Raw genomic sequence first — 26,999 nt, 5'->3', positions numbered from 1 at the left:
CCTATTCGGCAGCCAAGCGATGGGATGCTTGCGATGCTTCCAGTTCACGCACGAGCGGGATCACGGTTCGGCCGAAATGCTCGACCTCTTCTTGGAAATGCAGGAAGCCCAGAAGGATGAGATCGGCCCCCGCGCGCTTCAAGGCGACGATGCGCTCGGCCACCTGCAAGGGCGTGCCGATGAGATTGGTGCGGAACCCGTCATTATATTGCACGAGGTCTTCGAATGTGGACTTCGCCCAATTGCCTTCGCCCTCGGGCGAGGCCTTGCCGGCGTTCTTCACCTCGTGGCCGAAGGCCCTGACCGCCTCCGGGTTGGCCTTGGCGACGATCTCGTCGCGCACGGCCAGCGCCTCCTCCTCCGTGTCGCGCACGATGGCGAAGGCGTTGATGCCGATCTTCACGCGCCGGCCCGCATCAGTGGCCTTGGCGCGGATGTCATCGACCTGGGCGGCCAAACCCTCCGGCGTGTTGCCATTGGTGAAGTACCAATCGGACACGCGCGCCGCCATGTCCCGTGCGGCGCGCGAGGAGCCGCCCTGGAAGATTTCCGGCTGCGGCTCGATGGGCTTGGGCTTCAGGGAATAGTTGTTGAAGCGGTAGAAGTCGCCCCGGAAGGTGAAGGCGTCCTCGCTCCAGATGCCGCGCAAACTGCGGATGAATTCTTCCGTGCGGCGATAGCGCTCGTCATGGTCCAGCCAATGTTCGCCGATCGCGTGGAACTCGCCCCGGAACCAGCCGGACACCATGTTCACCGCGATGCGGCCGCCGCTGAGAATATGCACTGTCGCGAGCTGCTTGGCCGCCAGCGCCGGGTTCCAAGGGCCTGGAAGCAGCGCGGCGATCACCTTGAGGCTCGTCGTATGGGCGAGCAGATGCTGGCTGAAGGACACGCTCTCATGCTGCTCGTCCGCACCATAGCCCGCCGTGAAGCGGATCTGGCTCAGTGCATAGTCGAAGCCGGAGCGCTCCGCGATCTGCGCCAGCTCGACATTATACTGCGGGTGGTGGCTCGTGCGCTGCTCGATATTGGAGACGACGAGGCCGCCCGAGACATTGGGCACCCAATAGGCGAATTTCAGATCGGACGAAGCGGAGGTCTGGGTCATCAATAGGCTCCTTCGATAGGCAATCGATCAGGCCGAACGGGAGGTCTGCGCGAGGGGAAAACGAGAGAGGCAGCGGCCTCAGAAGCCAGTCGGGCAGGGAATGCGGCACAGCGACATGGGGCACCTCGGGGCCGTTGCAGGTGCGCTCAGGATAGGATTTTAAAATTCATAGATCAGATAGATTATTCTGTTTTTCGAAGCCGATCGGAAAATTCCGTCGCCGGATCGAGAGGCGATTACGCTTGGGATCGGAGCAGCCCCTTTGCGTTTCAGCGCCAGGGCACGGGCGTCAGCAGGTCCTTCAGCACCTGAACGAAGCGTTCCATGCGTGCGGCCCGCCCCTGGCGAGGCCCGAGCAGCGCCACCACATCGGCGTCGGGCATTCGCCAGGAGGGCAGGAGTTCGATGAGGTGCCCGGCGCGCAGTTCGCCGGCAATGTCCCATTCCGATCGCTGCACGATGCAAAGCCCGGCCAGTGCCCAGGCTTTGATGACCTCGCCGTCATTGCTGGCGAGTTCCGGCCGCACGCGGATCGTCGCCGTTTCCCCATCGTCCCCGCCAAAGCTCCAGAGCGTCACGTCGGCCTGATCCTCCCGGATCACCCCGCAGACATGATGGCCTAAATCCTGCGGATGGATGGGATGTCCCCGCGCTTCGAGATACGCTGGGGATGCGCAGAGAACGCGACGGTTGGGCGCGAGCCGGCGCATGGCGAGCGCGCTGTCGGCGAGCGGGCCGACCTGCACCAGCACGTCCCATCGATCCGACCGGATGCCGCTCGCCGGATCGTCCAGAAGCGTCAGCTTCAGCTCCACCGCCGGATGAAGCTGACGCATCCGCGCCATCGCCTGTGCCACGAAGGCGCGCCCGAAGCCGAGGGGCGCTGCCACATGCAGAGGGCCGCTCACGATGTCGCGGCGCTCGCGAAGCTCGGCGGCCAGGCTTTCCAAGTCTTCCAGCACCGCCTGCCCGCGTTCGGCCAGAAGCGCGCCTTCCGACGTGAGGCTCAGCCGGCTGCCCGAGCGGTCCACCAGCCGCATTCCGAGCCGTCGCTCCAGCACCTGAAGCCGTTGCGAGACGGCCGGCGGCGTCACGTCGAGCGAACGAGCGGCCGCCGCCAGCGAGGGTTCGGACGCCAGAACGGCGAAGAAGGCGAGATCCTGCGAGGTGAGCATAAACGCCAGACTTAATCCGAAATGCAGGCCCGGTAAATTTCAGATGCAAGGTCACCGAGTTAAGAATCGAGCAATCTCGCCATAGGACCCACGCTATGACCGCTCATCCTCAACTCGCCGATCTTCCCACCCCCTCGCTGCTGCTCGACGAATCGCGGATGCTAGCCAATATCGAGCGCCTGCGCGGGCGCATGGCCGGGCTTGGCGTTGGTCTGCGGCCGCATCTCAAAACCGCGAAGTCGGTGGATGTCGCCCGGCATCTTCTGGACGGCGGCAACGGCCCGGCCACCGTTTCGACGCTGCGCGAGGCGGAGGTCTTCTTCGAGGCTGGCGTCACCGACATTCTCTATGCGGTCGGCATCGCGCCGCAGAAGCTGCGCCAAGTCTCGAAGATGCGCGCGGCGGGCTGCGACCTAACCGTTCTTCTCGACACGATTGAACAGGCGGACGCCGTCGCGGCGGCCTCGCGCGAGGCGGGCGCTCCGATCCCGGCCCTGATCGAGATCGACTGCGACGGCCATCGCGGGGGCCTCGAACCGAACGATGGCAAGCTTGTCGAGATCGCGCGCCGGCTGGTGGAGGGCGGCGCGACGCTTCGCGGCGTCATGACCCATGCGGGCGAAAGCTATGGCGCGGTCGGCATGGAGGCGCAGGCCGTCTTCGCCGAGCGCGAGCGGGCGGCGGTCGTGGCAGCGGCGGCGCGCCTGCGCGAGACCGGCCTGCCATGCCCCGTCGTCAGCGTCGGCTCGACGCCCACCGCCCATGCGGCGAGCGACCTGACGGGCGTGACGGAAATGCGCGCCGGCGTCTATGTCTTCTTCGATCTGGTGATGGCCGGGATCGGCGTCTGCCGTGTCGAGGACATTGCCTTGTCCGTTCTGACCACCGTCATCGGCCACAAGCGCGAGCGCGGCTGGATTTTGATCGATGCCGGCTGGATGGCCCTATCGCGCGATCGGGGCACGGCGGCGCAGGCGGTGGATCAGGGCTATGGCCTCGTCTGCGACGAGACGGGCCGCATTCTGGACGATCTTCTGGTGGTCACCGTCAATCAGGAGCACGGGATCGTGGCGCTGCGAAAGGGCAGCAGGGCGGCGCTTCCCGCCCTTCCGGTCGGCACGCGGCTGCGCATCGTGCCCAACCATGCCTGCGCGACGGCGGGACAGTTCGACGCCTATCATGTCTTGCCGAAGGAAGCGGGCGCGCCGCTCAGGCGCTGGGCTCGCTTCGGCGGCTGGTAAGGAGAAAGCCATGAAACTCGTCACCGAAGAACAATCCGCGCGCTTGGCGACCCACGAACTCGCCTATCGCGCCGTGCGCGAGGCGCTGATCGCGGCGGTCGATCCACAGACCGCCAGCTTTCCCGTCGTGCTCGGCCATTCGTTCGACCCATCGAACCGCTTCACCGTGAAGTCGGGCGCCGCGCCCGGTATCGTCGGGCTCAAGATCGGCTCCTACTGGCCGGGCAACCCGGAGCGCGGGCTGCCGCGCCACAGCTCGACCATCATCCTCATCGACGAGGCCATCGGCCGGATCAAGGCCGTCGTGGAAGGCGGCCAGCTCAACGCCTATCGCACGGCGGCGGCCGACGCGGTCGCGACCGACACGCTCGCGCGCAAGGATGCCGAAGTGCTCGCGCTGTTTGGCACCGGCCATCAGGCACGCTACGAGGCGGCAGCCGTGGCGCGGGTGCGCGCGCTCCGGGAGGTTCTGGTGGTCGGGCGCTCCACCGCGTCCACGGAGGCCATGGTGGCCGATCTGCGTGCGTTGGGCCTGCCCGCGCGCCCGAGCGGGGCGGAAGACGCCTGCCGCGCCGCCGACATCATCGTCGCTGCCACCACGGCCCGCGAGCCTTTGTTCGAGGCGGATTGGGTGAAGCCGGGAACGCACATCTCGTCCATGGGCTCGGACGCGACCGGCAAGCAGGAACTGCCGCCCGCCCTGTTCGAGCGCGCCCACCTCTTCTGCGATCTCTGCGAGCAGTCCCGTCGCATCGGCGAGTTCCAGCACGCCGGGCTGGAGGCGCGGATCGAGGCGATCGGCTCCGTCCTGCTGGGTGCCGTACCCGGCCGGACGAGCGAAAGCGAAATCACGATCTTCGACAGTTCTGGCATTGCCGTGCAGGATCTCTTCATCGCGCGCGCCATCCTGGCCGAGATCGCCTCGACCTGATCCACGCCTCGCCGACGGCGGACGCTCAACCGCGCCAGAGCGCGCGCGTGGCCATATCGACCCCGAGCACGAGTAGGAAGGCGAGGAAGATCCGGCGAAACAGAAGCGGGCTGATTCGGCTGCGGATCGCCTGCCCCGCCGCCATGCCGGCCAGCGCCGGCAGAACACACAAGGCGGAGGCGAGCCAGCCTCCCTGCAAGCCGGCCCCATGCCAGCCAAGGCCGATCGCCAGCGCGATGGTGGACACTGTGAAGCTGAGCCCCAGCGCCTGCACCAGCTCGTCGCGCTCCAGCCCCAGCGACTGGAGATAGGGAACGGCTGGAATCACGAAGACGCCAGTTCCGCCCGTCACCAGCCCCGTGATCAAACCCACGAGGGGGCTGGCGACCGGCTCCAAGCGTCGGGGCACGCGGATCGGGCGCGCTATCATCGCATAGGCCGCATAGACGGACAGGACGATCCCCAGCGCCATACTGGTGGCGCGCGTGTCGCCGCTCGTCAGAAGCGTCGAGCCCGTGACGGTTCCCGCGAGGATGGCCAGCATCATCGGCCAGAAGCGTCGGATTAAAGGGGAGACGCCTGGCCCGGTTAGAAGCTGCCAGAGATTGGTGACGAAGGACGGCACGAGAAGCAGCCCGGCCGCCGCGAGCGGCGAGAGGAACGCGCCCAGCACCCCCATGGCCACGGTCGGCAAGCCCATGCCGGTCACGCCTTTGGCGAGACCGGCGAAGAAGAATGTGGCGCCGACCGCGCCCATCAGAAAAAGGTTCGTGTCCATTCCCCCATGAACCCGGCGGGGGGCCAGAGCGCAATTCGGAAAAGGGGCGAGCGACACTTCGGCTGAGCCGAAGCCTGAAAGCGAATTTCGCCGCTGCTTTGTTCTTCCGGCTATGCCTCAACGCTGGCACAATGGGCCATGCGTTTCGACTTGGCAGACCTCAGCCTGTTTCTCGCCATCGTGGAGGCCGGCAGTATCACCCATGGCGCGGCGCGCGCGAACCTGTCTCTGCCGGCGGCGAGCGAGCGGCTGCGCGACATGGAAGCGGCGTCCGGCGTGCTGCTCCTCGTGCGCCGCCAACGGGGCGTCGAGCCGACGCGGGCCGGCGATACGCTGGCCTACCATGCCCGCCTCGTGCTGCGGCAGGTCGGCGCGATGCAGGCCGAGCTGTCCGATCATGCACGTGGCTTTCGAGGACGGGTCCGCGTCATGGCGAATTCGGCGGCCATCGCGGGCTGCCTGCCGGCGCGCCTCGGGCCGTTTCTGGCGCTCCATCCCGGCGCGGACATAGAGCTTGCAGAGCGGCCCAGCCCGGACATCGTCAAGGCGCTCGCAAACGGATTGTGTGATCTCGGCATCGTCTCAGACGCCGCCGACACGAGCGCGCTGTCGACGTCGCCCTTCGCGGTCGATCGTCTCGTGCTCGTGACGGCGACGAACCATCGGCTCGCGCGGGAGCGGCGCGTCGCCTTCGCGGATGTTGCGGGCGAGTCGATGATCGGCTTCGACGGCGCGCTGCAAGGCCAGATCGAAGAGCAGGGCGAGCGGCTGGGATATCGAATCCGCCCGCGCATCCGGCTGCGCAGCTTCGAGAGCCTCTGCCGCATGGTAGCCGATGGCGCGGGCGTCGGGATCATCCCGCAATTCAGCGCTCAGCGCGCGCGGCGCTCCATGCCGCTTTCCTGCCTACGGCTGACGGACGCTTGGGCAACGCGCAAGCTGCTCCTGTGTTGGCGATCACAAGAGAGCCTCGATCCGCTGAACGCCAGCCTGCGGCGGCATCTGGCATTGGTCGAAGCCTGGTCCCGCCCGCATTCCGCCACGAGCAACGCCTGACGCCACCGGCACTCTCGTCGGAGCGGTCCGATGGGACGCAGTGCATCTCATCCGCTCGCAAGGCGCGCACGGCTCTTGCCCGGATTGGGGCGGTGCGACTCCGCCAAGGGAAGGCCATAAGGTGACAACATCCCCGTCCCTTCACGCAGCCCTGGCGCAACCCCGAATTGAAGATTCCAGGAACGTAAGGAAGTAAGCAAAAATACTTTTAACCTCTATTCGATGCAAGTCGCGCTTTGAGCGAGACGCCTCGTTAAGAACAGAGGCGCATAAGTGAAGCAAGTGCTCGTTCCGCTTCACTCATAAGGATGCCAGTGTTTTCGAGGTTTTCGACCTTTGCAGCTGGCGTGGCCGGGAGCGCGGCGATCGAGTTCGCCCTCCTCGGTTCGATCTTCTGTGTTCTGATGCTGGGTCAGTTCGAAATCGGCTATATGCTTTATCTCCAGCACAGTCTGGACGATGCAACGGTGGTGGCCTCCCGGTCCATTCAAGTCGGCGTTGCACAGCGCGCCCAGGACGATACGGTCGACAAGTTCAAGACCAATCGTCTTTGCCCCGCACTCGGCTCGCTTCTGGACTGTTCCAAAGTGATCGTGGATTCCGGCCTCCTGCCCAATGCCGGTTCGTCCTTCGACAGCGGCACATGGGCCAACACACCCATTGGCTCGCGCTCGGCCGATACGTTCTGCCTGGGCTCGTCGGGCGAATACATGTTCCTGCGCATCTCCTACCCTCAGCCCCCGATCACCGGGGGGCTTCTACCTGCCTCGATGTTCACTCTCTACAACGGGCAAAAGGTCACGATGCTGCAGTCCTTCGCCGTCATGCGCATCGAGCCGGTGCAGGCCAAGCGGACGGGGCCCTGCAAATGACGCCCCGCCAGCTTGCCACGCGCGAAGAGGGCGTCATCGCCATCGAGTTCGCGTTCATTCTGCCGATCCTCCTGATCCTGATCGTGGGAACCTTCGAGATCAGCAAATATATCCAGACCAACAATCAGGTCGTGCAGGTCGTCAGCATGGTCGGGCAAATGTCGTCCCAGCTACCGGCGACAACCGACGTGACGGATGTCCAGCGCATCTGGAGCGCATCGCCGCTGATCGCGCCGGAAGCCCAACGTGTCGCCGCCAATCTCAAGGCCCAGCGTTGGAGCGATGTTCTGAACGTGACAATCACCAGCATCGTTTTCACCAAGCGCGTGCCCGATTGCCAATCCAACTGTGTCTACGACGCCCAGATCGCCTGGAGTGTCGGCCAGAATCCAGTCTCCTGCGGAACGATCCCCTCCGGAAATCCCATTCTGCCGACGCAGGACGTCATTCCCGCCGAATTATACGGGCAGGGCAGCGTGATCTCCGTTCGCGCATCGCTTTCCTACCTGCCCTATCTCATCGGCACGTCCGATCTCCTGGCTGGTCTGGCCTCGTCTTTGTCCGGGCAGATGACGGAGTCGAGCTGGTTCCTGCCGCGCAACGCCGATCGAACCGCCTTGACCGGGCTCGCCGCCGCCACGCCACAAGTCAGACTTTGTCCGGGGATCGCATCATGAAGCGCGGATGCCTCATAGAACTGCGTCGCAATCGCAAAGGCAGCATGGCGATTGTCTTCGCGCTGGCCCTGATCCCGCTTCTGGGTTTTGTCGGGCTGGCGACGGACTATGCCAAGTCGCTTCTGGTCAAGCGCCGGCTGGAACTGGCGATCGACAGCGCGGCTCTCGCGTCCGTAAAGCGTACGGTCGATCTGCTGAACGACGGCCAGACCTCCCAGTCCAGTGCGATCCAACAGGGAGAGGCAGAGGGCAAAGCTTATATGGCCGCGCAGTCGCAGCGGCTCATGGACACCGATCTCAGCGCGGTGAACGTGAAGGTCACGATCGACGGATCGACCATCACCTCGCAAACAGGGTACGCGGCCGGCGTGCCCACCGCTTTCGCGCAGCTGTTTGGGGTCAAGACCTTTCAGATCGCGGGCAATTCAGGGGCCTCGGTGACGCTGTCGCCCTATGTCGATGTTCATGTCCTCATCGACGTGTCGGAGTCCATGGCCATCGGCGCGACGGAGCGGGATCAGGACATTATCAACAATATGCAGGTTAGACGCTTCAACCCGGACGGTTCGTCGTGGGTCGGGCAAAACGGTTGCGCAATCGCCTGTCACATTCTTCAGTCCGAATTCAAGAGCACTGACCCGCGCTACCCGACGATGACGACATACGAGATGGCGCAAAAGGCCGGCGCCAAAATGCGCATCGACGTCGTTCGCAACGCTGTTCAGAAACTGGCAGCCACGCTGCTTAATCGAAGTGACAAGCGGTACAGGGTGGCTATCTACACCTTTAATTCGTCCTTCAATAAGTTGCTCGGCTTGACCAACAACCCGACATCGGCGGCAACGGCCATAGCGACACTCGCACCGGCCTCAAGCGGAGGCGGAACTAACGCCCATGTCGCCTTTCAACAATTGAACAACATGATCCCGCCGCCAGGTGACGGAATGACCCAAGCGACGGCGAAGGCTGTCGTAGTCCTCATGACTGATGGCACGGAAGACACGCAGATGGAGTTTCCCGACCGTGATGGCATCACATGGGATCCGAACTTTGTCTATTTTAACCCTTCCGCATCGGACTGGGGCGGACTGATACAATCTTTCGACCCTCGAATATGCAAGCCATTTAAGGATAAGGGCGCTGAGTTCATTGCCCTTAACACGAAATACCTTATCCCTAAAGGTCAGACGAACGCGAAATTTATTGGACTTCAGACCTTTCTTTTAAAAGTGATCGAGACCAACATGGCGGCGTGCGTCAGCACAGCGAGCGATTACTACGACGCGTCGAGCCCGGAAGAGATTGACAACGCCGTCAGCCAGATCACGAGTTCGATCACCAAACCGCTAGCCCTGACACGGTAAACGCTCACCCCTCCAGCGAGCAGAGAACCGCGAGCGTCGTTTCGAGCAGGGCCGTCGCGCCCGACACGCAGAAGCGCGGCTCGACATGTTCGGCCTCGTTGTGGCTGATCCCGTCCCGGCAGGGGGTGAAAAGCATGAGCGCGGGGGCCTTGCGGGCCAGAAATAGCGCATCGTGAAACGCGCCGGACACGATGCGGCGGTTCGCAAGGCCCGCCTTCGTGCAGGCCGCTTCGGCCAGCGCCAGCATCGCCTCGGGGAAAGCGCTCGGCGCCATATCGTTGAGAAGGCGCACGTGCAGGCCACAGCGCGCGCGCTCCGCCTCGCGTTCGCAGACGGTGCGCACCAGCGCATCCATCTCGTCCAGGCGCTCCTGGCTGGGATGGCGCAGGTCGAGCGTGAAGCGCACGCGCTCGGGGATGGCGTTGATCGAGCCCGGCTCTGCCTTGATGCGCCCGACCGTCAGCCGCGCGTCACTGTCCCGAGGCATGACATCAGCCTGAAGCGCGGCGAGCGCAGCGGTCGCCGCCATCATCGGATCGCGCCGGAAGGCGAGCGGTGTCGTGCCGGCATGGGCGGACGCTCCCTCCAGCGTCACTTCCAGCCAGCGCGTTCCCTGAATGCCGGAAACCACCCCGATGGGCAGGCCTTCGCGTTCCAGGATTGGGCCCTGTTCGATGTGGAGTTCGAGATAGGAAGCGACCCGCGCGCCAAGCGGCGCGAGCGGCACATCGGGTAGCGCGCGGAGCGTCTGCGCCAGTTCGTCGCCTAAGCGCGCGCCATCGGGCGCGCGCGCCTCCAGCCAGCTTTCGGGCAGCGTCTCATCCGCGAAGGCGCGCGAGCCCATCGCGCCCGGCGCAAAGCGGCTGCCTTCCTCGTTGGTCCAGGCCACGAGTTCCACCGCGCGCGGCGTCGAGACGCCGGCATCCTCCAGCGTCTCCAGGACTTCCAGCCCGGCGAGAATGCCGAGCGCGCCGTCGAAACGCCCCCCGGTCGGCTGCGTGTCGAGATGGCTGCCGAGAAGGAGGGGCGGCAGGGACGCGTTCGCCCCCTCACGCCGCAGGAAGAGATTGGCCGCCGCGTCCTGCCGCAGGGCGAAGCCGCGCTCGCGCCCGAGGCTCGCCAGAAGTGCGCGGGCTTCGCGGTCCCCCGACGTCAGCGCCTGCCGGTTGACGCCGCCGCGCGGCGTCGCGCCGATCGCGGCGAAGCGATCCAGCCGTGACAGGAGTCTGCCGCCATCGACCGAGATATCCTGTGCCATGCGCGCGGTGCGGCTCATCTCTTCAACCGCGCGGTGAAGGCCTTCACCCGCTCGGGGTCGACCTGATTCCACCAGACGCCTTCGTATTTGAGCGAGCTCGCGACGATCACACCATCGGCCACCGATAGGATATCGCCGAGATTGTCTGGCGTCACGCCGCTGCCGACCAGCGTCGGCAGGTTGGCCGCTTCCTTGATCATCCGAATATAGGACAGTTCCGCCACGTGGCCGGTGCGCTGTCCGGTGGCGATCACCACATCCGCATCGAAGAAAACCAGATCCTTCACCTGCTCCTCGACCGGCCGGTCGGCGACGATGGCATGGGCCCCGTGCTTCACATGTGCGTCGGTGAAGATGCGGATGCCCTTTGCGCGCAGCTGCGCGCGGTAGCGCATGGCGCGCGCAGCTTCGCCCTCCACGAAGCCCTCGTTGGCGACATAGGCATTGGCCCACTGGTTGACGCGCACGAAGCTGGCATTGGACGCGCTGGCGATGGCGAGCGCGGGAATGGCGGCGTTGGCGAGAACATTGATGCCGATGGGGCGGCCGAGTTCGCGCCGGATGCGGTCGGCGACCACAGCCATATGCGCGGAGGTCTCCGGCCCGATTGCGTCGGGCTTGGAGAAGGGCACGTCGCCATGGTTCTCGACGATCACGCCGTCGCAGCCGCCATGGAGATAGGCGCGCGCATCATCGAGACCGCGCTGGTAGATCGTCTCCACGGTCTCGCCATCGAAGCGCGGGCTGCCGGGCAAGGGGGCGAGATGCACCACGCCGATGATGGCCTGCGGGCAGCCAAAAATCTCCTGAAGCGCGTTGCCGGACACCTGTCCGATGGGCTTGGAAGGGTTCGTCATACGCTCTCACTTTCCAGTATGGCTTGAAACTCGGCCGCGCTCGGGCCGCAGCCGAAGGTGCCGGCGCGGGTGACGGCAAGGGCCGCCGCCGCGCCGGAGATTTGGGCGGCACGGCCGAGCGCGTCGCCCAGCGACAGGCGCGCCGCCAAGGTGCCGCAGAACACATCGCCCGCGCCACTCGTATCAACCGCACGCACGGATCGGGCGGGAATTCGCATGGGCGATGAATCGCCGCCGCTCAGTACCAGCGCGCCCGCGCCGCCGAGCGTCACGACCGCCGAGCCCGCGCCATGCGCGATCAACGCTCGCGCCGCTTCAGTGGGATCGCGTTCGCCCGTCAGCATCGCGGCCTCGCCCCGATTGACGATGACGACATCGGCCCCGAGCGGCATCGAGCACCCATCCGCTAGAGGGCTGGCATTGAGTACCGTCCGACAGGAGGCGGACCGCGCGGCGTCCAACATAACGCGCGTCACGTCCATCCCGAGATTGCCTTGCAGCACCAGACTATCGCCCGCCTGCGCGATATTCGCCCAGCCGACGCTGAGCGGATCATAGGCTCTGGCGCAGGCGACAGCGCTGACGATCTGGTTCTCGCCGGACGCGTCGATGAGGATGCTGGATCGGTCGCTCGGCAGGGGCAGGGCGGTCAGGAAGCGATCGCCTAGGCCTTCGCGCGCCAGTCCCCGCCGGATCGCCTCGGCCTCGCTGTCCTGCCCGAGGGCCGCCCAGAGCCAAGTCTGGGCCCCCGCCCGCAAGGCGGCGAGGGCCTGATTGGCGCCCTTGCCGCCGAGCGCCACGCTCGCGCTCGCCGCGTTCACCGTCTCGCCCGGCTCGGGGAAGCGGGCGAGACGAAACGTCGTGTCGAGCGCGACATTGCCGACGACATGGACTGCCATGCGGGACGCGCCTTACTTCGCGGTCGCCCAGTCGAGCATCGCTCCGAAGAGCTTGGCATAGCCCTCCCAGCGGATGAACTCGCCCGGCAGCCAATGCGGGCCAACATCCGAGGTCCAGACGACCGAGCGGCCCTTGCCATAGGTGCCGGTGACGAGAAGCGGCTGCGAGCCGTATTCGGTGGAGACGGTCGCCAGAACCTCCGCGCCCGGCTTCAGCTCGACCTCGTTATAACCGAGCAGCACCGGCCAATCCGTGCCGAGCCCTTCGAGGATTGGGTGCGAGGCCGGGCCGGTGACGACGGGCGCGAAGCCTTCGGGCACTTCCACGCGGTCGTCGAAACGCAGGCAGGTGACGGGCAGGACGTCCTCGACCGGCGTGCGGGCGTAGCGCGCGCCGCCATTGATGCCCTGGAACGAGTAATAGCCGCCGAACATGAGAAGCGCGCCGCCCTGGTCGACATAGTCGCGCAAAAGCTTCAGGCGGTTGGGCGTGACCTTGGAGTGAATCCAAGTGTCAGGGTGCAGCAGCAGCGTGTTCGCGCCGATATCCGACAGGATGATCGCCTCGTATTCGTTAAGGCCTTCCATAGTCTGCGGGAAGTCCTTCTGCGCCTGATGGGCGGGCATGAAACTGATGTCGTAGGCGCTGTCCTTCAGCGCATCGAGAAGCTCGTCCGCGCCCTGATGATAGGTGACGGTCGGGAACTGGTCGAAGCCCTTGATATGGGTCGCGGTGGACACCCAGCTTTCGCCGGCGAGGAGGACCTTCTTACGGGACATGCGATTTCCTTCGAGGATCGAAATGGGTCAGGCGGCCGAGAAGACGGCGCGCGGATTGCGGGTCATGATCGCGTCGATGACGCTCTCCTCGACGCCATGGCGCTTCAGGCGCGGCACGAAATGCTTGAGCACATGGCCATAGCCGAAGCCGCCATAGCGGGTCAGCATCATCTTCAGGAACACGTCCTGGCTGAGCAGGATGCGGTCGGCAAAGCCGGCCTCGATCAGCTTGGCGATGGCCCGCGCGTTCTCCTCGTCGGAGGGGGACTGCGCGTCCTGATCGGCATAGTAATAGTCCATGCCGATCATGTCGTATTCCAGAAACGCGCCGCGCCGGGCCAAGCTCATTTGGTAGGGCAGGTCGTCATGGCTGGGGTTCATGTGACAAAGGACGGTGTGCCTGAGATCGGCCCCTTCCGCTTCCACCACGTCCAGAACCTCGTGCGCCAGGCGCTCCCATCCCGGCAGATGGATCGAGAGCGGCACGCCCGTGCGCGCCGAGGCGCGAGCGGAGGCGCGCAGCGACTTGCGCTCTTCGGGCGTGAAGTCCTTGGAGACGCCGACTTCGCCGATGATACCGGCCATGATCTCGGGCTTGTCCGCCGCGCCGCCGACATCGTGAACGATGAGGTCGGTGACCTCCTCCACGTCCATCGCCTTCAACCATTCGGGATGGCTGAATTCGAGATAGAAGCCCGAGCCCATGACGATCTTCAGCCCGCTCATGCGGCTGATGCGGCGCAGCTTCTCGGGCTCGCGGCCGATGCCGAAATTGGTCGGGTCCACCACCGTATGCCCGCCCAGCGCCTGGAACATCTTCAATTCCGAAAGCGCCAGATCGCTGTCATCCAGCGAGACATTGTCCCGGTTCATATAGGGGTTCATGCGCAATTCGCCGATAATCTCGATGCGCACGGGGCCTTCGTTGAGCACGGGATCGGGCGGGTGGCAGGGGCAGCGCCAGCTTTTGGCGCCGTCCAGAAAGATGTGCTCGTGCATGAGCGTGACGCCCATGTCGGTGACAGGGATCGGACCGTCCACCGTCATCACATAGCCGGAATGGACGCCGATGCCGGTGCCTTCCGTTTGGCGGGACGAGCGGTCCTGAAAGTCGAGCGCCATCGGATCAGCGCCCGCGCGAGGCGCCGCGGAACAGGCGGAAGTTCAGCCAGATCGCGACGAGGATGATGCAGCCGGTAATGATCGGCGTCAGGAAGGGCGACATGTGCGAAAGGATCAGCCCGTTGGCGATCACGGCAACGGTGAGCGCGCCTAGAACCGTCCCGACCATGGTGCCACGCCCGCCGAAGAGCGAGGTGCCGCCGAGAACCACCGCCGCGATCACGTCGAGTTCGAAGCCCTGGCCGGAATTGGACGAGCCCGAGCCGAGCCGCGCGGCGAGCACGATGCCGGCGAGCGCCGCCGCCGTGGACGACAGCATATAGACGAAGAGAAGCGTGCGCTTGACGTCGACGCCAGCGCGGCGCACCGCCTCCTTGTTGGCGCCGATGCCCGTGACATAGCGGCCGAAACGCGTGGCGTTGAAGACGAGATAGGCGACGAGGAGGGCTGCCAGCGCGATCCAGGCGGGCACGGGGACGCCGAGCAACCAGCCGCGGCCGATCTCGACAAAGGCGCTCGTCGGCTCGATCGGGATCGAATAGCCGCCGGTGATGAGCAGCGCGACGCCGCGAATGACTGAGAGGCCGGCCAGCGTCACGATAAAGGCCGGAATGCCCTCATAGGCGATGAAGAAGCCCTGCACCGCGCCGATCAGGCAGCCGAGGGCCAGCATGGCGAGGATCACGAGCGGCCAGGGCAGGCCTGCTTGCAGAAGAGCGGCCGACAGGGCGCAAACCAGCGCCAGAACCGAGCCGACCGACAGATCGATGCCGCCCGTCGTGATGACGAAGGTCATGGATGCGGCGACGATCAGAAGCGGGGCCGACTGGCGCACGATGTTGAGAAGGTTGGGCGCGGTGAGAAACGCGCCGGTCGTCAGCGTGAACAGAAGGCAGACCAGCACGAAGAAGATCGCGATCGAGCCGACCGCGCCATTGGCGATGAAGCGATCCCGCAGCGTTGCCTTGCGCACGCGGGGAGCCGCCGAGGCATGGAGGGGGGCGTTCTCGCCCAGGGTGCCGCTGGGGGTCATAGGCGGGCTCCTTCCGCGTCCTGCGCGCGTGCCGAGCGGGCCTGGAACTTGCGCCCGACGATCAAATTGACGACGTCTTCGATATTGGTGTCTTCAATGCGCCGCTCGGCAACATTGCGGCCCTCGTACATGACCTGGATGCGGTCGCAGACGAGGAAGAGATCCTGCAGGCGATGCGTGATGAGGACGACGCTGACGCCGCGTGCCGAGACGGTACGGATCAGTTCCAGAACGGCTTCGACCTCGGCCACGGCGAGCGCCGCGGTCGGCTCGTCCATGATCAGCACCTTCGGCTCGAAGGAGGCGGCGCGGCCGATGGCGATGGACTGGCGCTGCCCGCCCGACAGGTTCTCGACCATCAGCTTGGTATCGGCGATGACGATGCCGAGCTTTTCCAGCATGGCCTTGGCATCGTCATGCATTCGCCGTTTGTCGAGAAGCTTGAGCCCGGCAACCGTGCGGCGCGGCTCGCGACCCAGAAACAGATTGCCGGCGACATCCACCGTGTCGCACAGAGACAAGTCCTGATAGACCATCTCGACATGGGCGGCGCGCGCGTCGGCCGGCGAGGTGAAATGCACCACTTGCCCGTCGATCTCGATCGTGCCGCTGTCGGGCACGACCGCCCCCGACAAGACCTTCGAGAGTGTGGATTTGCCCGCGCCATTGTCGCCGACGAGACCCAGCACTTCGCCGGGCGCAAGGCGCAGCGAAACATCGTGCAGCGTCTGGATCGGCCCGTAGCGTTTGGAAATGCCGGTCATCCGGACCCGGTCGGGAATGGCTGTCATGGCGTCGTTCCGGCTGGTGGAAAAAAAAGGGAGGGCGGTACTCGATGGCACCGCCCGAACCGGCATTGGCCGTTACTTGAACATGCCCCGGAACTGATCGACATTCGCCTTGGTGACGATCGTCACCGGCACGTTGATGATCGGCTCGACCTTTTCGCCCTTCTTCAGCTTGGCCAGCGCTTCGACGGCGGCCTTGCCTTCGCCGGCGGGGTCCTGCTGCACGACGGCGACCACCCAGCCCTCGTCGATGCCCTTCACGGCCTGCGCGGTCAGATCCCAGCCGAAGACCTTCACGTCGCTCTGACGACCCTGGCTCTCGACGGCTGAGACCGAGCCGATCAGCGCCGGCTCGCCCGTGGCATAGAGCGTGCTCATGGTCGGGTTGGCGGTCATCAGATTTTCGGCCGCACCCAGCGCGACATCCTGCACGTTCTGCCCGTCCACCGTGTCGAGGAAGGTGACCTTGTCGCCGCTCGCTGTGACGGCCTTCTTGAAGCCGTCCAGCCGCTGGTTCTGGATGAAGGAATTGAGCGCGCCGACGACGCCGACGCTCGCCTCGCCCTTCATCTCCTTCTTCACGTAGTCGGCGTAATACTTGCCGATCTCCTCACCTGCCTTGGTGTTATCAACGCCCACGAAGGAAACATTGTCGCCGTTCGGAATTTGCGCGTCGATGGCGATTACCGGGATGCCGGCCTTCTTGGCCTCGGTGATGGCGGGCTTCACGCCGTTCACGTCGATGGCGATCAGGATGATCCCGTCCACCTTCTGGGTGATGTAATTCTCGATCGCGGTGTTCTGCGCGGCCGGAACATTGTTGGCGTCGAAGATCACCAGATCGGCGCCGGCCGCCTTGGCGGCCGCCTTCGCGCCGTCGTTGATCTGATTGAAGAAGAGAGCCTGTTGGTTGATCGTCACCAGGGCGAAGGTCTCGGCCTGCGCCGCGCTGGCGCCGAGGCCGGCCAGAAGCGTGAGGGCGGCGGCACCGCCGGCCAGGAATTGGGAGAGGCGCATTTCGGATCTCCTTCATGAGGGGCCGCCATCGGCCACCCTCTCGCCCTCATGGGCACAGGAGCAGAATTCAAGAGACTTGAATTTCTGTCAATGCATTTGAAGAAGAAAACGGCATATTTTGCGGCTGCTCAGTTTTATGGCAGCGCGAGGTGATTTTTGTGGCAGCGCAATCGGAATGAAAGCTGCGTTCGCGCGTGGCTGCGCCAGCGGATGAGCAAGGGCTTCGGTGAACGGAAAGACGCGAAGCAAGGCAGGCGAAGCCATGCGCGCGGGATGGCTGTGCGACTTCATGAACCACAGTCCAACGGAAACAACGAGGGCGGGCGCAACTCGTCCAGATCCGTCGTTAGAATGTCGGCGGCGTGTTCACCCAAAAAATACTGGCCCGCACCGTCCCGGTGTTGCGGTAGTGATGCGGAAGTTCGGAGCGAAAGGCGAAGGCGTCGCCCATCTTGAGTTGGAAGGTGCGGCTTTCCACGGTGAGTTCGACCTTACCGGCGACGACATAGCCGACCTCTTCGCCAGCGTGACTGATCGGCCCATCGCTCGCGCCGCCCCCTTCGATATGATGGATGTTGCACTGAAGGAGATGGCCCGAGGAATACGGGATGACCCGCTCCAGCGAGATGCCTTCGCCTTGGCGCAGTGGATCGAGCGCGATAAAGGGCCGCTTGCCTGCGCGAAAGACGATGCCTTCGTCGCCATCGACCTCCTCGAACATGCGCCCGATATTGGTGCCCAGCACCTCCACCAGCTTGTGCAGCATAGGGAGAGAAGGCGACGCCTTGCCGTTCTCGATCTTGGACAGGAGGCTTTCCGAACAGCCCGCGCCGAGCGCCAGTTCCTTCAAGGTCAAGCCGCGCGTCTGCCGCGCCAGTTTCAGCCGCACGCCCAGTTTGGTCGCGGCAGCTTCTCCAGCCATGTCGCCCGCAGCGCTCTTGGACAATCTCGTCGAACTCACGCGGTCTGGCTCCAGCAGCTTACAATCGCTCGGGGTATCGTTTCCCGAACCACACCATCGCGTGAAACGCAATCCGGGGCAAGCGGTTGGAAGATAATGCAAGTCACTTGAACGAAACTACAAGGCGCTGGCACGCTGCAAGGCTCAACGAAATTTCGCTCGCAGCGGAAAATTCGTGGGGTCGCGCCCCATGACTTGACCCTATGTCTCACATGCCTTCCCCCTAGCCTTTGTCCTCCCTAAGGCTTCTTGAGAAAACAGTCATGCCGTCAGGCATGGCTGGCCGGAAAGGTGTCTGCCATGGAACGACTGAGGTTCGCCGCGATTTTCCTGGCGCTGGCGGCAACCGGGGGTGGAGCGGCCTTCTCGGCGACGAACGCGCCCGTGGTGCAGACCGACGCCGATCTGACGACCGCCCGTCTCCTGGCCGCCATGCTCCAATCGGCGCGCGGCGTCATCTCCAGCCATCAGGACGAGATCAACGATCCGGCGCGCGGCGACAAGCATCTGACAGGCGACGTGGTTCTGAAGGAGGCGACCGCGCGGTTCCAGACACAGACCGGGACCGATATTTCGACCATCGACCCGACCTCCTACGCCGGTCGGTTGCTCCATGCACAGATGGACTCGATCGTGGAGGTAATGGACGCCAATCAGGCGACGATCAACCAGGAAGGCATCGGGTTCAAAGGCTTCATTCCCGCCACCTTCGCGCGCCTCGTGAACGAGGCTTTCGAGCGGCGCGTCGGTAATGAGGCACGGATCAAGGTCACCGCGCCGCCGCAGCTCGTGCGCAACCGGCAGTCGCGCCCCGACGCCTGGGAGATCGCGACGATCGACGGCCGGTTCGAGACGAAGGACTGGCCGAAGGGCGAGCTTTTCGCCGAGGTGACGGGCGAGGGCGCGGACCGGCGGGTGCGCGTTGCCGTGCCGGAATATTATTCGCAGTCCTGCCTGTCCTGCCACGGCGCGCCGCAGGGCGAACTCGACATCACCGGCTATCCGCGCGAGGGCGCGGCGCTCGGCGATCTCGGCGGCGTCATCTCGATCCAGCTTCTGCCGCAATGAGCGTCACCGCCGCTCCGTTTTTGACCGGCCGTCGCCGGGCGCGCGGGCTGGAGGCGCTGCGCCGCTTTTCGATCCGTGTGCGGCTCGTGGTGCTCGCCGCCGGCTTCTTCGTCGCCATGATCGGCGCGAGCCTTTATGTCGGTGGAATGCTGACGCGCTCCTGGGACACGGCAGCCGGCGCCAGCCGCATCGCCGCGACGATCGAAGTGGCGGATCGCGCGCGCGCCGCCTTCAACGACTTGCGCTACTGGCAGGCCGATCTGGCGGTGAGCCTTCTCACCCTCTCGGAGCGCAACGCGGCCTCGGCCCGCGCGCGGCTGAAGAGCGAATTGGCGCTTCTGTCGCAGACCTATCCCGACATCGCGGCGACTATTTCTCAGGATTCCGAGCGCTTCGATACGCTCGCGCAAGCGGCCGTCGAAGCCTATACGAGCGACCAGCGCGTCATCGGCAACACGCAGTTCGCGCAGGCGCGCCAGTTCGGCATCGTGGTGGACAAGGCCTTTGCCGGCCTGTCCGAAACGCTGATGCGACAGGCGCAGGACGCGCGCGCCGGCATTCTCGACCAGTTCGCGTCGGCCGCGCGCGTGTCGGCTCTGGTGACGCTGGCGGCCGTGCTGATCGGCGCGATCATGACGCTGGTGATCCTCGCCTCCATCCTGCGCCCCCTTCGCGGCATCGTGGATGCCGTCGGCGCGATCACGCGGGGGGAAGCGGAGGTGGTCCTGCCGCCGCCCTCGCGCGACGAACTCGGACGCGTCACGGAGGCGCTTCAACTGTTGCGCGAGAGCCTGGCCGAGCGGGCGCGGCTGACGCGCGAGGCCGAGCGGCAGCGCTCCACCCTGTCGGACGCGATCGAGAGCATCGCGCAGGGCTTCGCGCTCTACGGGCCGGACGCCCGGCTTCGCATCACCAATGCCCGCTTCCGCAGCTTCCATCCCGGCTTCGGCGCGATGGCGGCCGCGCACGCGACCTTCGAGGAGGTCGTGGCGCTGGCCGGCCGCGATCTCATCGAGACCGAGCACGGCGCGGACGCATGGCTGACGTCCCGCCTCTCGACCCATCGCGCGCGGGAAAGCCGGATCGATCGGTTTCGCGACGGGCGCTGGATGCAGATCACCGAGCGCCCCACGCATGATGGCGGCTTCACCGTTCTTTATTCCGATATCAGCGAGTTGCGTCAGCGCCAGATCGAGTCCGAAGACGCGCGCGAGGAAGCCGAGCGCGCGACGCGGGTGAAATCCGAATTCCTTGCCAATATGAGCCACGAGCTGCGCACACCGCTCAACGCCATCATCGGCTATAGCCAGATCCTTCAGGAAGACGCGCGCGATGATGGCCAGGACGCGTTCCTGCCCGATCTCGCCAAGATCGAGTCGGCCGGCAACCACCTCCTCGGCCTCATCAACGGCATTCTCGACCTCTCAAAGATCGAAGCCGGGCGCATGGAAATCTACGACGAGAGCTTCTCGATCGAGGCCATGCTGCACGATGTCGAAGCGCTGATCCAGCCGCTGGCGCGCCAGAACGCAAACGAGTTGGTGGTCGAGAAGGAGACCGGTCTCGGCTTCATCCTGTCGGATGCGACCAAAGTGAAGCAGGCCGTCCTCAATCTTCTGAGCAACGCCTCGAAGTTCACAAAAGAGGGCAAGGTCACGCTTCGGGCCGAAACCGATGAGAAGCATGGCGCGCGCTGGCTGCGCATCGCCGTGTCCGACACGGGCATCGGCATGAGCGAGGAGCAGATGGGCCGTCTGTTTCAGGCCTTCAGCCAGGCCGACACGTCCACCACGCGCAAGTTCGGCGGCACCGGGCTCGGGCTCGCGATCAGCCGATCCTTCGCGCGGATGCTGGGCGGCGACATCACCGTGTCGAGCCGGCCTGGCGAGGGCTCGACCTTCGTTCTGTCGCTGCCCTACGATCCGGCCCTGCGAGACGGCGGAGCTCTCCCGGGCGCGGAGGCGGGGGCGTCTGCCGTCTCGGGCTCGGGCCTCGTGCTGGTGGTGGACGACGATCCGGCCAGCGCGCATATCATCGGATCGCATCTGGCGCGCGAGGGCTATCGCCTGATCTACGCCTCGGACGGGCACGCGGCGCTGGAACTCGCGCGTCTGGAGCGGCCCGATATCGTCACGCTCGATATTCTGATGCCGCAGCTCGACGGTTGGAGCACGTTGTCGGCCTTCAAGAACGATCCGGCGCTGGCCGATATCCCCGTCGTCATCGTCAGCGTGTCCAACGAAAAGGCGCTGGGCTTCTCGCTCGGCGCGGCCGCCATGATGACCAAGCCCATCGACCGCAATGCGCTCAGCGAAATCGTGCGCCGCCTCGCCGGGCCGGGGGGCGATGGGACGGTGCTCATCGTGGAGGACGACCCGCCGACGCGCGAGTTGATGGCCCGCGCCGTCGGGCGGCTGAACCTTTCGGTCGCCATGGCCTTTAACGGGCGCGAGGCGCTGGACTGGCTCTCGGCGCATGAGCCGCCCTCGGCCATCCTGCTGGATCTCCAGATGCCGGAGATGGACGGATTCGAGTTCCTGGCCCGTATCCGGTCGCAAGAGCGCTGGTCGCAGATACCGGTGGTCGTCGTTACCGCCAAGGAGCTGACGCTGGACGAGCGCCGCATTCTGGAGGCCAGCACGCACCGCGTCGTCGCCAAGGGCAAGGCCGCCTATCTCGAACTGACAGAGGCCCTACGGCAGGCACGGGCGACCATGCCGGCAGCGCAAGTCGGCACGCCACGCGAGGAGGCGGAGGCGTGAGGCATATTCTCTTGGTCGAGGACAACGAGCTGAACCGCGACATGCTTTCGCGCCGGCTGATCCGCGCCGGCTTCACCGTCGCCTTCGCCCATGACGGGCAGGAGGCGGTGGACGGCGTGCCCAAGGAGAATCCCGATCTCGTGCTGATGGATCTCGGCCTGCCGGTGCTGGACGGCTGGGAGGCGACGCGCCGCATTCGATCCGCCGGCTGGAACGGCCCGATCATCGCGCTGACCGCCCATGCCATGAGCGGCGAACGTGAGAGGGCTCTGGCGGCGGGCTGCGACGATTTCGACACCAAGCCCGTCGATATCAAACGCCTTCTGGCAAAGATGACGGCGCTTCTGCCGGCCGGTTGAGACGCCCGCTCAGGCCAGTCGGCGCAGGGCCACCAGGGTCACATCGTCGAAAGGCGGGGCGCCGTCGGCAAAGGTGCGGGCAGCGGCCGTGAGCTGATCGAGCGCCGCCCCGACTCCTTGACCCGCGACCGCCGATACGAGCTTGAGAACACGCTCGATTTCCAGCGCCTCGCCGTCCGGGTTCTGCGTGTCGCCCAACCCATCCGTCGAAAGAAGCCAGGTCTCGCCGGGCCGGATCGTGGCGCGATGATCGGCGAAGGGAAAATCCTCGACCACGCCGAGCGCAGGGTCGGCGGGCGTCACGATCTCCTCCACGCGCCCCGTCGGCTCCACGCGCAGGGGATAGACATGGCCGGCATTGCAGAACTCGATCTCCCCGGTGCCGAGCGTGAGAAGCCCGACGAAGAGCGTGACGAAGGTCGTGTCGGGATTGTTCTTGCACAGCTCGTCATTGAGAAGCCCGGCAATCTCGGATGGCCGAGGCAGCGCGCCTTTCAGCGCCACATGCTGCAAGACACCGGCGCGCAGGAGGCTGCGTGCGCGCGCCATGAAGAGCCCTGCCGGCATCCCCTTGCCCGCGACATCGCCGATCGCCACACAGAGCGTGCCGGGGAGGGGCTCGAACAGATCGTAGAGATCGCCGCCGATTTCGAGCGCCGGCTCCATCCGCCCCGCAATGTCCCAGCGGGCGGGGTCGAAGGCGACATGATCAGGCATCATGCCGATCTGGAGACGGCGCGCCTTTTCGAGTTCGAGCGTCAGGCGTTCCAGCTGGCGACGGTTCTCCATGCGCAGATGCCGCCGCTCCAGAGCCGCGCGCACCCGCGCTGCCAAGAGCGCAGGATTGAAGGGCTTGGGCAGATAGTCCTCCGCCCCAAGCTCCACGCATTCCACCACTTTCTCGATCTCGGACGCGGCGGAAATCATCACGACCGGCAGATCCGTCAGTCGGCCGTCCTCGCGCAGCGCGCGCAGAACCTCGATTCCGCTCATTTCGGGCATCATGACGTCGAGCAGCACGAGATCGAAGGGCTCGCGGCGGATGAACTCCAGCGCCTCGCGCCCATTGGCCGCCTCGGCCGTGTCGGTGAGTTGCATCCGCCGGAGGCGACGCAGGAGGAGGTCGCGGTTTTCCGCGACGTCATCGACCACCAGAACACGGGAAGGAGGAAGGGTCACCAGTCTGTCGCTTTCGGCATGGGCAGCGGGCAGGCCGCTGGCTCGCGCAAGTTACAAGGGGCCAGCACCGGCGGCAATCGACGCGGCTTGCTTCAACGTCTCGGCGAACTCGGCGGCGCTTGGCCGCGCCTCCGGCTCCGGCGCGAGGCAGCGTTGCAGGAGGCCGCCGAGCGGCTCCGCCAGCTGGCCCGGCTCGCTCGCGCCGAGCAGCCAGAGCGCCAGCTGCGCGAGCGACCACAGATCGGCGGCGGGTGCGGGCGGCGCGCCGTCCCATTGCTCGGGCGCGGCCCAGGCCGGCGCGCCGACCGCCTCTCGGCCGACCAGAGGATCGCCCGACATCAGGCCCGCCGAGCCGAGATCGATCAGCACCACGCGCCCGCTGGCGTCGAACAGGACATGCGCGGGCTTCACGTCCTGATGCACCACGCCGCGCCCATGGAGATAGGCCAGCGTCCGCGCGAGCGCGCACAGGATGGAAAGGGCACACTCATCGCCATCCTGAACCACCAACGGCCTCGCCAGCGCTTCGAAACCCAGCCAGCCTTCGCCGCTCCCGAGACACATGGCAAGGCCGGGGTGGCGCAGGATCTGGGCGAGCCGTTGCTCGCGCGCGAAGCGCAGCCGGGCGATCGGATCGCTGAGGCCGAGGTCGAGCCGCTTGAGGATCGCGGCCCGCCCGTCCGGCGCTTGGGCTTCGTGAACGCAGATGCCGTTGCGGGCCGACAGACAGCGCCCGATCCGCCAGCCCGGCAGATCGGCGAGAACGGACACTGACGCTTCAGAAGGCACCGATCCGCCGCCAGACCGGCAGCTCGTCGGCCAGGATCGCCCCCGTCTTCTGCCGCATCAGGTTGAGGATTTCATCCGGATCGTCGATAATCTCGCCTTCGCGGCGCAGATGTTCACCGCGCGACAGAAGCAGCTCCGCGCAGCGACGGGCCACCGCCTCTGGCTCGGCCGGTGTTCCGGTGGCCAGCGCCTCGAACACCAGCATGGACAGGAGCGGAATCTGGACCCCGCTCTGGATCGCGGCGGCGGCCAGCGTCATGGACGGCCGCCCCATTTCGATCGCATGACGCGCGAAGGCGAGGTTGGCATCCCGCACGACGGCGCGCCGCTCTTCGCTCAGATCGGCATCGACCGGGACGGCGTTTTTCGTCTCGATCCCGACGGCCAGCAACTCCTCGCTGGACGGAGCGGGCGGCGCATCGGGGAGCGCACGCAGTTCTCCAAGCGTGGCATCGCCCCGGACCAGAGCCTCCGCCATGAAGGCATAGAAGGGCGACTTGAACTCGACCTCACCGCTTGGCAACGTGAGCTTGGGCTGAAGCTGCGGCTCGGAAGCCGCCAGCGTCACCCGCGTTTGATCCAGCAGCCGCGCCTTGGTCAGCGGCGTGATCGTGCGAGGCCCGCGAACGAAGACGTCGCGCCGGAAAATGCGCGGGTTGAAATGGTCCTTCACCGTTTCGCGCATGGAGGGCGGCACGGCGGCCACGAGCCGGCGCTGCTCCTCGGACAGGAACAGCGGCGGGAAGTTCTCGAGAAGCGTCGCGCTGCCGACATAGCCGAGCTTGGCGCGCGAAAGGTCGGCCACGAGATCGACGTGATACACCGGCTTCCAGGAGCCGTTCAGATATTCATGCGCGAGATAGGTCGAGCTGCGCTCGCGCTTGGCTTGAGTCACCTTCATGAAGTCCGCATCCAGACCCAGCGAACCCGCGTCGTGAAGAGCCTGCGCAAAATCCAGCCCCTCGTTCACCAGCGCGTCGCTGCGCCCTTCGCGCGTTGCGGCATAGTCCAGAAGCAGACGCTGGAGCGGCATCTGGCGGCTCCAGCCGGGCTGGGCGTTATAGGTCACGGCCACCACGCCGCCCGGCCGCACGAAGCGCGACAGGATCGTGACGATCTCCAGCTGGTGCTCGCGCGCGATCCAGGTCCAGATGCCGTGCAGCGTCACATAGTCGAAGGCGGGCAGGTCGTCCTGGTCGAGCGCCGCCAGATCGGCGAAGGAGCGCTCTTCGAAGTGAACATTGAGAAGGCCGGCGCGCCGCGCCGCCTCGCGGGCATAGGCGATATGGCCGGGGTTGAAGTCGAAAGCGTGGATGTCCGCTTCGGGATGGCAGGCGGCCAGCGTCAGCGCCGTTTCACCGAGGCCGCAGCCCAGCTCGCAATAGGTGAAGCGCTCGCCGTCGCGGCGCGGGGGATAGACGCCCTTGATCAGGCAAACGAGATCGAGATGCGCCGGCATCTGCTCGGGATAGAAGCCGGGAACATAGTCGATATCGGCCACATAGCCGGAAGCCCAGTCGCTCATGGCGAACCTTTTGATGGAGACAGAAGAGCGGAGGCGGGCGCGAGATCGACGACGCCCACATCCTTTCGCGGACCGGCCGTGCCGATCCAGGTGTTCCAGCCCAGACGGCTGGCACCGAGCGCTTGGGCCGGCCCCCCGAGACGCAAGGGCGGCACGGCCTTCGCCTTCAGCGTCAGGCGTTGAACGAAGGAGAGATCCGGCCCCAGCGAAAAGGCGGCAAGATCGGCCAATTGCTTCTGCCGCCAGCCGCCGGGCAGGAAACTGTCGAAAGCCGCGTGATCCAGCGGGCCGACGAGAAGGCGTACGCGCCCTTGCACGCTCCAGCTCTTGCGCCCGACCACGGCATCGCGCCCGAGGCTCGAAAACGCGCCGCCCCCGAAGCCCGGCCGCCCCAGCCGCGTACGCTCGGTCTCCGCGATGGGCAGCCATTCGCCGACGAATTGCTCGACGCGGATCGGCTGGCCGAAGGCGCTGGACAGGACCTTCTCGACCGCATGGGCCGAGCGGGTTCTGGGGCCGAGCAGCCCTGCATGGTGCAGCGCGACGCTGTCGGGCACCTGCATCCGTTCGGCGAGCGAGCGCTGCGCCAGCCCGAGCACGGAGCGCATCAATTCGTCCGATGTCGCCCGCCCCGTCAGCGGCCGGCGCTCGGCCTCGATCACCGGGCGATATTTGGCGAAGGCCTCGAACAGGAGCGCGGCGAGGCCATCGCCGGCCGGCTTCTGGCGGGCGGCGGCACGGGAACGCTGTCCGACATGACCGACACGCTGATGCTTCAGGTCATCAATCGCTGGCAGCCCGTCCTCGAACATCTGGCCGGCGCCTCGACCGTCCATCCTGAAACGGTTTTCATGGCGATCGCATCGCTCGCGGGCGAACTCTCGACCTTCACCAGCGCGGAGCGGCGCCCCCGCTCTCTCCCGGCCTATCGGCATGATCAGCTCCAGCTGACCTTCGCACCCGTGGTCATGGCCGTGCGTCAGGCGCTCTCCACTGTTCTTGACCAGGGGGCCGTCGCGATCCCGCTGACCGAGCATCGCTATGGCATCCGCGTCGCCGAGGTGCCCGAGCGGTCGATGTTCGTGCGCTACTCGTTCTTCCTCGCCGCAAAAGCCAATATGCCGGCAGAGGTGCTGATGCGCGGGCTCGTGGGTCAGGTGAAGATCGGCCCCGTGGAGCAGATCCGCGATCTCGTGAACACGGCGCTGGCCGGCGTGCCGCTGCGCGGCTTGCCCGTCGCGCCCCGGCAGATCCCCTATCACACGGGCAAGGCTTATTGCGAACTCGACCGGTCCTCACCGCTCTGGCGGCAGTTCGCGACGTCGAGCGGCATGGCGCTGCATGTGGGCGGCGATTTTCCGGGCTTGGAGCTGGAACTCTGGGCGGTGAAGGACTGAGCC

Annotated in this window: 27 protein-coding genes; 10 read left to right on the top strand and 17 right to left on the bottom strand. The window is 65.8% G+C overall.

All coding sequences use genetic code 11. From position 1 onward, the window contains the following. Nucleotide 1 precedes the first annotated feature (1 nt). Together sfnG and NS365_RS11110 are read right to left on the bottom strand one after the other, a co-directional pair. Entirely contained in the window at nucleotides 2-1,108 is a 1,107-nt protein-coding gene (gene sfnG, locus NS365_RS11115; protein ID WP_058600355.1) for a dimethylsulfone monooxygenase SfnG, read from the bottom strand. Between the two features lie 269 nt (nucleotides 1,109-1,377). Continuing rightward, nucleotides 1,378-2,283: a LysR family transcriptional regulator gene (locus tag NS365_RS11110; protein WP_058600354.1), complete on the bottom strand. Its 906-nt coding sequence runs from the start codon at nucleotides 2,281-2,283 to the stop codon at nucleotides 1,378-1,380. Nucleotides 2,284-2,378: 95 nt separating this feature from the next. On the opposite strand from NS365_RS11110, the gene NS365_RS11105 reads away from it, so the two are divergent. Both NS365_RS11105 and NS365_RS11100 read left to right on the top strand, forming a co-directional pair. Next, entirely contained in the window at nucleotides 2,379-3,524 is a 1,146-nt protein-coding gene (locus NS365_RS11105; RefSeq protein ID WP_058600353.1) for a DSD1 family PLP-dependent enzyme, read from the top strand. Between the two features lie 10 nt (nucleotides 3,525-3,534). Further along, nucleotides 3,535-4,455: an ornithine cyclodeaminase family protein gene (locus NS365_RS11100; protein WP_058600352.1), complete on the top strand. Its 921-nt coding sequence runs from the start codon at nucleotides 3,535-3,537 to the stop codon at nucleotides 4,453-4,455. 25 nt (nucleotides 4,456-4,480) lie between these two features. Here the strand turns inward: NS365_RS11100 and NS365_RS11095 are convergent, their stop codons facing one another. Further along, complete coding sequence (locus NS365_RS11095; RefSeq protein WP_058600351.1) at nucleotides 4,481-5,233, bottom strand: sulfite exporter TauE/SafE family protein; 753 nt, start codon at nucleotides 5,231-5,233, stop codon at nucleotides 4,481-4,483. A gap of 138 nt (nucleotides 5,234-5,371) precedes the next feature. Between NS365_RS11095 and NS365_RS11090 the strand changes: the two genes are divergently transcribed. The 4 genes from NS365_RS11090 to NS365_RS11075 all read left to right on the top strand — a co-directional run bounded on the left by NS365_RS11090 (nucleotide 5,372) and on the right by NS365_RS11075 (nucleotide 9,202). Further along, nucleotides 5,372-6,289, top strand: coding sequence for a LysR family transcriptional regulator (locus NS365_RS11090; RefSeq protein WP_058600350.1), 918 nt, complete (start codon nucleotides 5,372-5,374; stop codon nucleotides 6,287-6,289). A gap of 314 nt (nucleotides 6,290-6,603) precedes the next feature. Beyond that, nucleotides 6,604-7,161, top strand: coding sequence for a TadE/TadG family type IV pilus assembly protein (locus tag NS365_RS11085; RefSeq protein WP_193752795.1), 558 nt, complete (start codon nucleotides 6,604-6,606; stop codon nucleotides 7,159-7,161). Then, entirely contained in the window at nucleotides 7,158-7,838 is a 681-nt protein-coding gene (locus NS365_RS11080; RefSeq protein WP_058600348.1) for a TadE/TadG family type IV pilus assembly protein, read from the top strand. Before NS365_RS11085 ends, NS365_RS11080 begins: the two co-directional genes overlap by 4 nt. Then, nucleotides 7,835-9,202 carry a TadE/TadG family type IV pilus assembly protein gene (locus NS365_RS11075; protein ID WP_082684556.1) on the top strand — a complete coding sequence of 456 codons (1,368 nt, stop codon included), beginning with the start codon at nucleotides 7,835-7,837 and terminating at the stop codon, nucleotides 9,200-9,202. The genes NS365_RS11080 and NS365_RS11075 overlap by 4 nt, the downstream gene beginning before the upstream one ends. A gap of 4 nt (nucleotides 9,203-9,206) precedes the next feature. Here the strand turns inward: NS365_RS11075 and NS365_RS11070 are convergent, their stop codons facing one another. The 10 genes from NS365_RS11070 to NS365_RS11030 all read right to left on the bottom strand — a co-directional run bounded on the left by NS365_RS11070 (nucleotide 9,207) and on the right by NS365_RS11030 (nucleotide 17,878). After that, a complete protein-coding gene (locus NS365_RS11070; protein ID WP_244498424.1) occupies nucleotides 9,207-10,478 on the bottom strand; it encodes a Zn-dependent hydrolase in 1,272 nt (423 codons plus the stop codon). Beyond that, the gene (locus tag NS365_RS11065) at nucleotides 10,475-11,317 is read right to left on the bottom strand and encodes a BtpA/SgcQ family protein (RefSeq protein ID WP_058600346.1); all 843 of its coding nucleotides are present in this window, start codon (nucleotides 11,315-11,317) and stop codon (nucleotides 10,475-10,477) included. The genes NS365_RS11070 and NS365_RS11065 overlap by 4 nt, the downstream gene beginning before the upstream one ends. Beyond that, nucleotides 11,314-12,216 (bottom strand): PfkB family carbohydrate kinase, encoded by a 903-nt coding sequence (locus NS365_RS11060; protein WP_058600345.1) that lies wholly within the window; start codon nucleotides 12,214-12,216, stop codon nucleotides 11,314-11,316. Before NS365_RS11060 ends, NS365_RS11065 begins: the two co-directional genes overlap by 4 nt. 12 nt (nucleotides 12,217-12,228) lie before the next feature. Beyond that, a complete protein-coding gene (locus NS365_RS11055) occupies nucleotides 12,229-12,996 on the bottom strand; it encodes a glutamine amidotransferase (RefSeq protein WP_058600344.1) in 768 nt (255 codons plus the stop codon). 27 nt (nucleotides 12,997-13,023) lie between these two features. Further along, nucleotides 13,024-14,118, bottom strand: coding sequence for a phosphotriesterase family protein (locus tag NS365_RS11050; protein WP_058600343.1), 1,095 nt, complete (start codon nucleotides 14,116-14,118; stop codon nucleotides 13,024-13,026). A gap of 4 nt (nucleotides 14,119-14,122) precedes the next feature. Continuing rightward, complete coding sequence (locus tag NS365_RS11045; RefSeq protein ID WP_058600342.1) at nucleotides 14,123-15,151, bottom strand: ABC transporter permease; 1,029 nt, start codon at nucleotides 15,149-15,151, stop codon at nucleotides 14,123-14,125. Beyond that, entirely contained in the window at nucleotides 15,148-15,942 is a 795-nt protein-coding gene (locus NS365_RS11040; RefSeq protein WP_058600341.1) for an ATP-binding cassette domain-containing protein, read from the bottom strand. Before NS365_RS11040 ends, NS365_RS11045 begins: the two co-directional genes overlap by 4 nt. Nucleotides 15,943-16,014: 72 nt before the next feature. Further along, a complete protein-coding gene (locus tag NS365_RS11035; protein WP_058600340.1) occupies nucleotides 16,015-16,956 on the bottom strand; it encodes an ABC transporter substrate-binding protein in 942 nt (313 codons plus the stop codon). A gap of 87 nt (nucleotides 16,957-17,043) precedes the next feature. Continuing rightward, nucleotides 17,044-17,247, bottom strand: a complete 204-nt coding sequence (locus NS365_RS24085; protein WP_153003729.1) for a hypothetical protein — start codon at nucleotides 17,245-17,247, stop codon at nucleotides 17,044-17,046. 55 nt (nucleotides 17,248-17,302) lie between these two features. Next, nucleotides 17,303-17,878 (bottom strand): cupin domain-containing protein, encoded by a 576-nt coding sequence (locus tag NS365_RS11030; RefSeq protein WP_058600339.1) that lies wholly within the window; start codon nucleotides 17,876-17,878, stop codon nucleotides 17,303-17,305. A 339-nt stretch (nucleotides 17,879-18,217) separates the two neighbouring features. Here NS365_RS11030 and NS365_RS11025 point away from each other — a divergent pair, with 339 nt between their 5' ends. From NS365_RS11025 to NS365_RS11015, 3 genes are read left to right on the top strand one after another with little or no spacing between them, the layout of a single operon-like run. After that, nucleotides 18,218-18,985, top strand: a complete 768-nt coding sequence (locus tag NS365_RS11025; RefSeq protein ID WP_244498423.1) for a Tll0287-like domain-containing protein — start codon at nucleotides 18,218-18,220, stop codon at nucleotides 18,983-18,985. Beyond that, nucleotides 18,982-21,747 (top strand): hybrid sensor histidine kinase/response regulator, encoded by a 2,766-nt coding sequence (locus NS365_RS11020; RefSeq protein WP_058600338.1) that lies wholly within the window; start codon nucleotides 18,982-18,984, stop codon nucleotides 21,745-21,747. The genes NS365_RS11025 and NS365_RS11020 overlap by 4 nt, the downstream gene beginning before the upstream one ends. Beyond that, a complete protein-coding gene (locus NS365_RS11015; RefSeq protein WP_082684555.1) occupies nucleotides 21,744-22,106 on the top strand; it encodes a response regulator in 363 nt (120 codons plus the stop codon). The genes NS365_RS11020 and NS365_RS11015 overlap by 4 nt, the downstream gene beginning before the upstream one ends. 9 nt (nucleotides 22,107-22,115) lie before the next feature. On the opposite strand, the gene NS365_RS11010 is transcribed toward NS365_RS11015, so the two are convergent. The 4 genes from NS365_RS11010 to tssG are packed head-to-tail and all read right to left on the bottom strand — an operon-like array spanning nucleotide 22,116 to nucleotide 26,411. Next, nucleotides 22,116-23,285 carry a PP2C family protein-serine/threonine phosphatase gene (locus NS365_RS11010; protein WP_058600337.1) on the bottom strand — a complete coding sequence of 390 codons (1,170 nt, stop codon included), beginning with the start codon at nucleotides 23,283-23,285 and terminating at the stop codon, nucleotides 22,116-22,118. Between the two features lie 51 nt (nucleotides 23,286-23,336). After that, entirely contained in the window at nucleotides 23,337-24,056 is a 720-nt protein-coding gene (locus tag NS365_RS11005; RefSeq protein WP_058600336.1) for a protein kinase domain-containing protein, read from the bottom strand. A gap of 7 nt (nucleotides 24,057-24,063) precedes the next feature. Continuing rightward, nucleotides 24,064-25,599, bottom strand: coding sequence for a class I SAM-dependent methyltransferase (locus NS365_RS11000; RefSeq protein WP_058600335.1), 1,536 nt, complete (start codon nucleotides 25,597-25,599; stop codon nucleotides 24,064-24,066). After that, the gene (tssG, locus tag NS365_RS10995; RefSeq protein ID WP_153003728.1) at nucleotides 25,596-26,411 is read right to left on the bottom strand and encodes a type VI secretion system baseplate subunit TssG; all 816 of its coding nucleotides are present in this window, start codon (nucleotides 26,409-26,411) and stop codon (nucleotides 25,596-25,598) included. The genes NS365_RS11000 and tssG overlap by 4 nt, the downstream gene beginning before the upstream one ends. Here tssG and tssK point away from each other — a divergent pair. Continuing rightward, complete coding sequence (gene tssK, locus NS365_RS10990; RefSeq protein ID WP_244498431.1) at nucleotides 26,307-26,996, top strand: type VI secretion system baseplate subunit TssK; 690 nt, start codon at nucleotides 26,307-26,309, stop codon at nucleotides 26,994-26,996. The genes tssG and tssK overlap by 105 nt on opposite strands. Nucleotides 26,997-26,999: the final 3 nt, after the last annotated feature.

It is taken from the genome of Aureimonas ureilytica (assembly GCF_001475935.1).
Classification (GTDB): domain Bacteria; phylum Pseudomonadota; class Alphaproteobacteria; order Rhizobiales; family Rhizobiaceae; genus Aureimonas; species Aureimonas ureilytica_A.
Note: the sequence above shows the minus strand (reverse complement) of the source record. Positions and strands in the feature narration are given on the sequence as shown.

Coding starts and splice junctions, on each gene's coding strand:
- sfnG (WP_058600355.1), bottom strand. CDS start 1,108: ATGACCCAGACCTCCGCTTCGTCCGATCTGAAATTCGCCTATTGGGTG.
- NS365_RS11110 (WP_058600354.1), bottom strand. CDS start 2,283: ATGCTCACCTCGCAGGATCTCGCCTTCTTCGCCGTTCTGGCGTCCGAA.
- NS365_RS11105 (WP_058600353.1), top strand. CDS start 2,379: ATGACCGCTCATCCTCAACTCGCCGATCTTCCCACCCCCTCGCTGCTG.
- NS365_RS11100 (WP_058600352.1), top strand. CDS start 3,535: ATGAAACTCGTCACCGAAGAACAATCCGCGCGCTTGGCGACCCACGAA.
- NS365_RS11095 (WP_058600351.1), bottom strand. CDS start 5,233: ATGGACACGAACCTTTTTCTGATGGGCGCGGTCGGCGCCACATTCTTC.
- NS365_RS11090 (WP_058600350.1), top strand. CDS start 5,372: ATGCGTTTCGACTTGGCAGACCTCAGCCTGTTTCTCGCCATCGTGGAG.
- NS365_RS11080 (WP_058600348.1), top strand. CDS start 7,158: ATGACGCCCCGCCAGCTTGCCACGCGCGAAGAGGGCGTCATCGCCATC.
- NS365_RS11075 (WP_082684556.1), top strand. CDS start 7,835: ATGAAGCGCGGATGCCTCATAGAACTGCGTCGCAATCGCAAAGGCAGC.
- NS365_RS11070 (WP_244498424.1), bottom strand. CDS start 10,478: ATGAGCCGCACCGCGCGCATGGCACAGGATATCTCGGTCGATGGCGGC.
- NS365_RS11065 (WP_058600346.1), bottom strand. CDS start 11,317: ATGACGAACCCTTCCAAGCCCATCGGACAGGTGTCCGGCAACGCGCTT.
- NS365_RS11060 (WP_058600345.1), bottom strand. CDS start 12,216: ATGGCAGTCCATGTCGTCGGCAATGTCGCGCTCGACACGACGTTTCGT.
- NS365_RS11055 (WP_058600344.1), bottom strand. CDS start 12,996: ATGTCCCGTAAGAAGGTCCTCCTCGCCGGCGAAAGCTGGGTGTCCACC.
- NS365_RS11050 (WP_058600343.1), bottom strand. CDS start 14,118: ATGGCGCTCGACTTTCAGGACCGCTCGTCCCGCCAAACGGAAGGCACC.
- NS365_RS11045 (WP_058600342.1), bottom strand. CDS start 15,151: ATGACCCCCAGCGGCACCCTGGGCGAGAACGCCCCCCTCCATGCCTCG.
- NS365_RS11040 (WP_058600341.1), bottom strand. CDS start 15,942: ATGACAGCCATTCCCGACCGGGTCCGGATGACCGGCATTTCCAAACGC.
- NS365_RS11035 (WP_058600340.1), bottom strand. CDS start 16,956: ATGCGCCTCTCCCAATTCCTGGCCGGCGGTGCCGCCGCCCTCACGCTT.
- NS365_RS24085 (WP_153003729.1), bottom strand. CDS start 17,247: ATGAAGTCGCACAGCCATCCCGCGCGCATGGCTTCGCCTGCCTTGCTT.
- NS365_RS11030 (WP_058600339.1), bottom strand. CDS start 17,878: ATGGCTGGAGAAGCTGCCGCGACCAAACTGGGCGTGCGGCTGAAACTG.
- NS365_RS11025 (WP_244498423.1), top strand. CDS start 18,218: ATGGAACGACTGAGGTTCGCCGCGATTTTCCTGGCGCTGGCGGCAACC.
- NS365_RS11020 (WP_058600338.1), top strand. CDS start 18,982: ATGAGCGTCACCGCCGCTCCGTTTTTGACCGGCCGTCGCCGGGCGCGC.
- NS365_RS11000 (WP_058600335.1), bottom strand. CDS start 25,599: ATGAGCGACTGGGCTTCCGGCTATGTGGCCGATATCGACTATGTTCCC.
- tssG (WP_153003728.1), bottom strand. CDS start 26,411: ATGTTCGAGGACGGGCTGCCAGCGATTGATGACCTGAAGCATCAGCGT.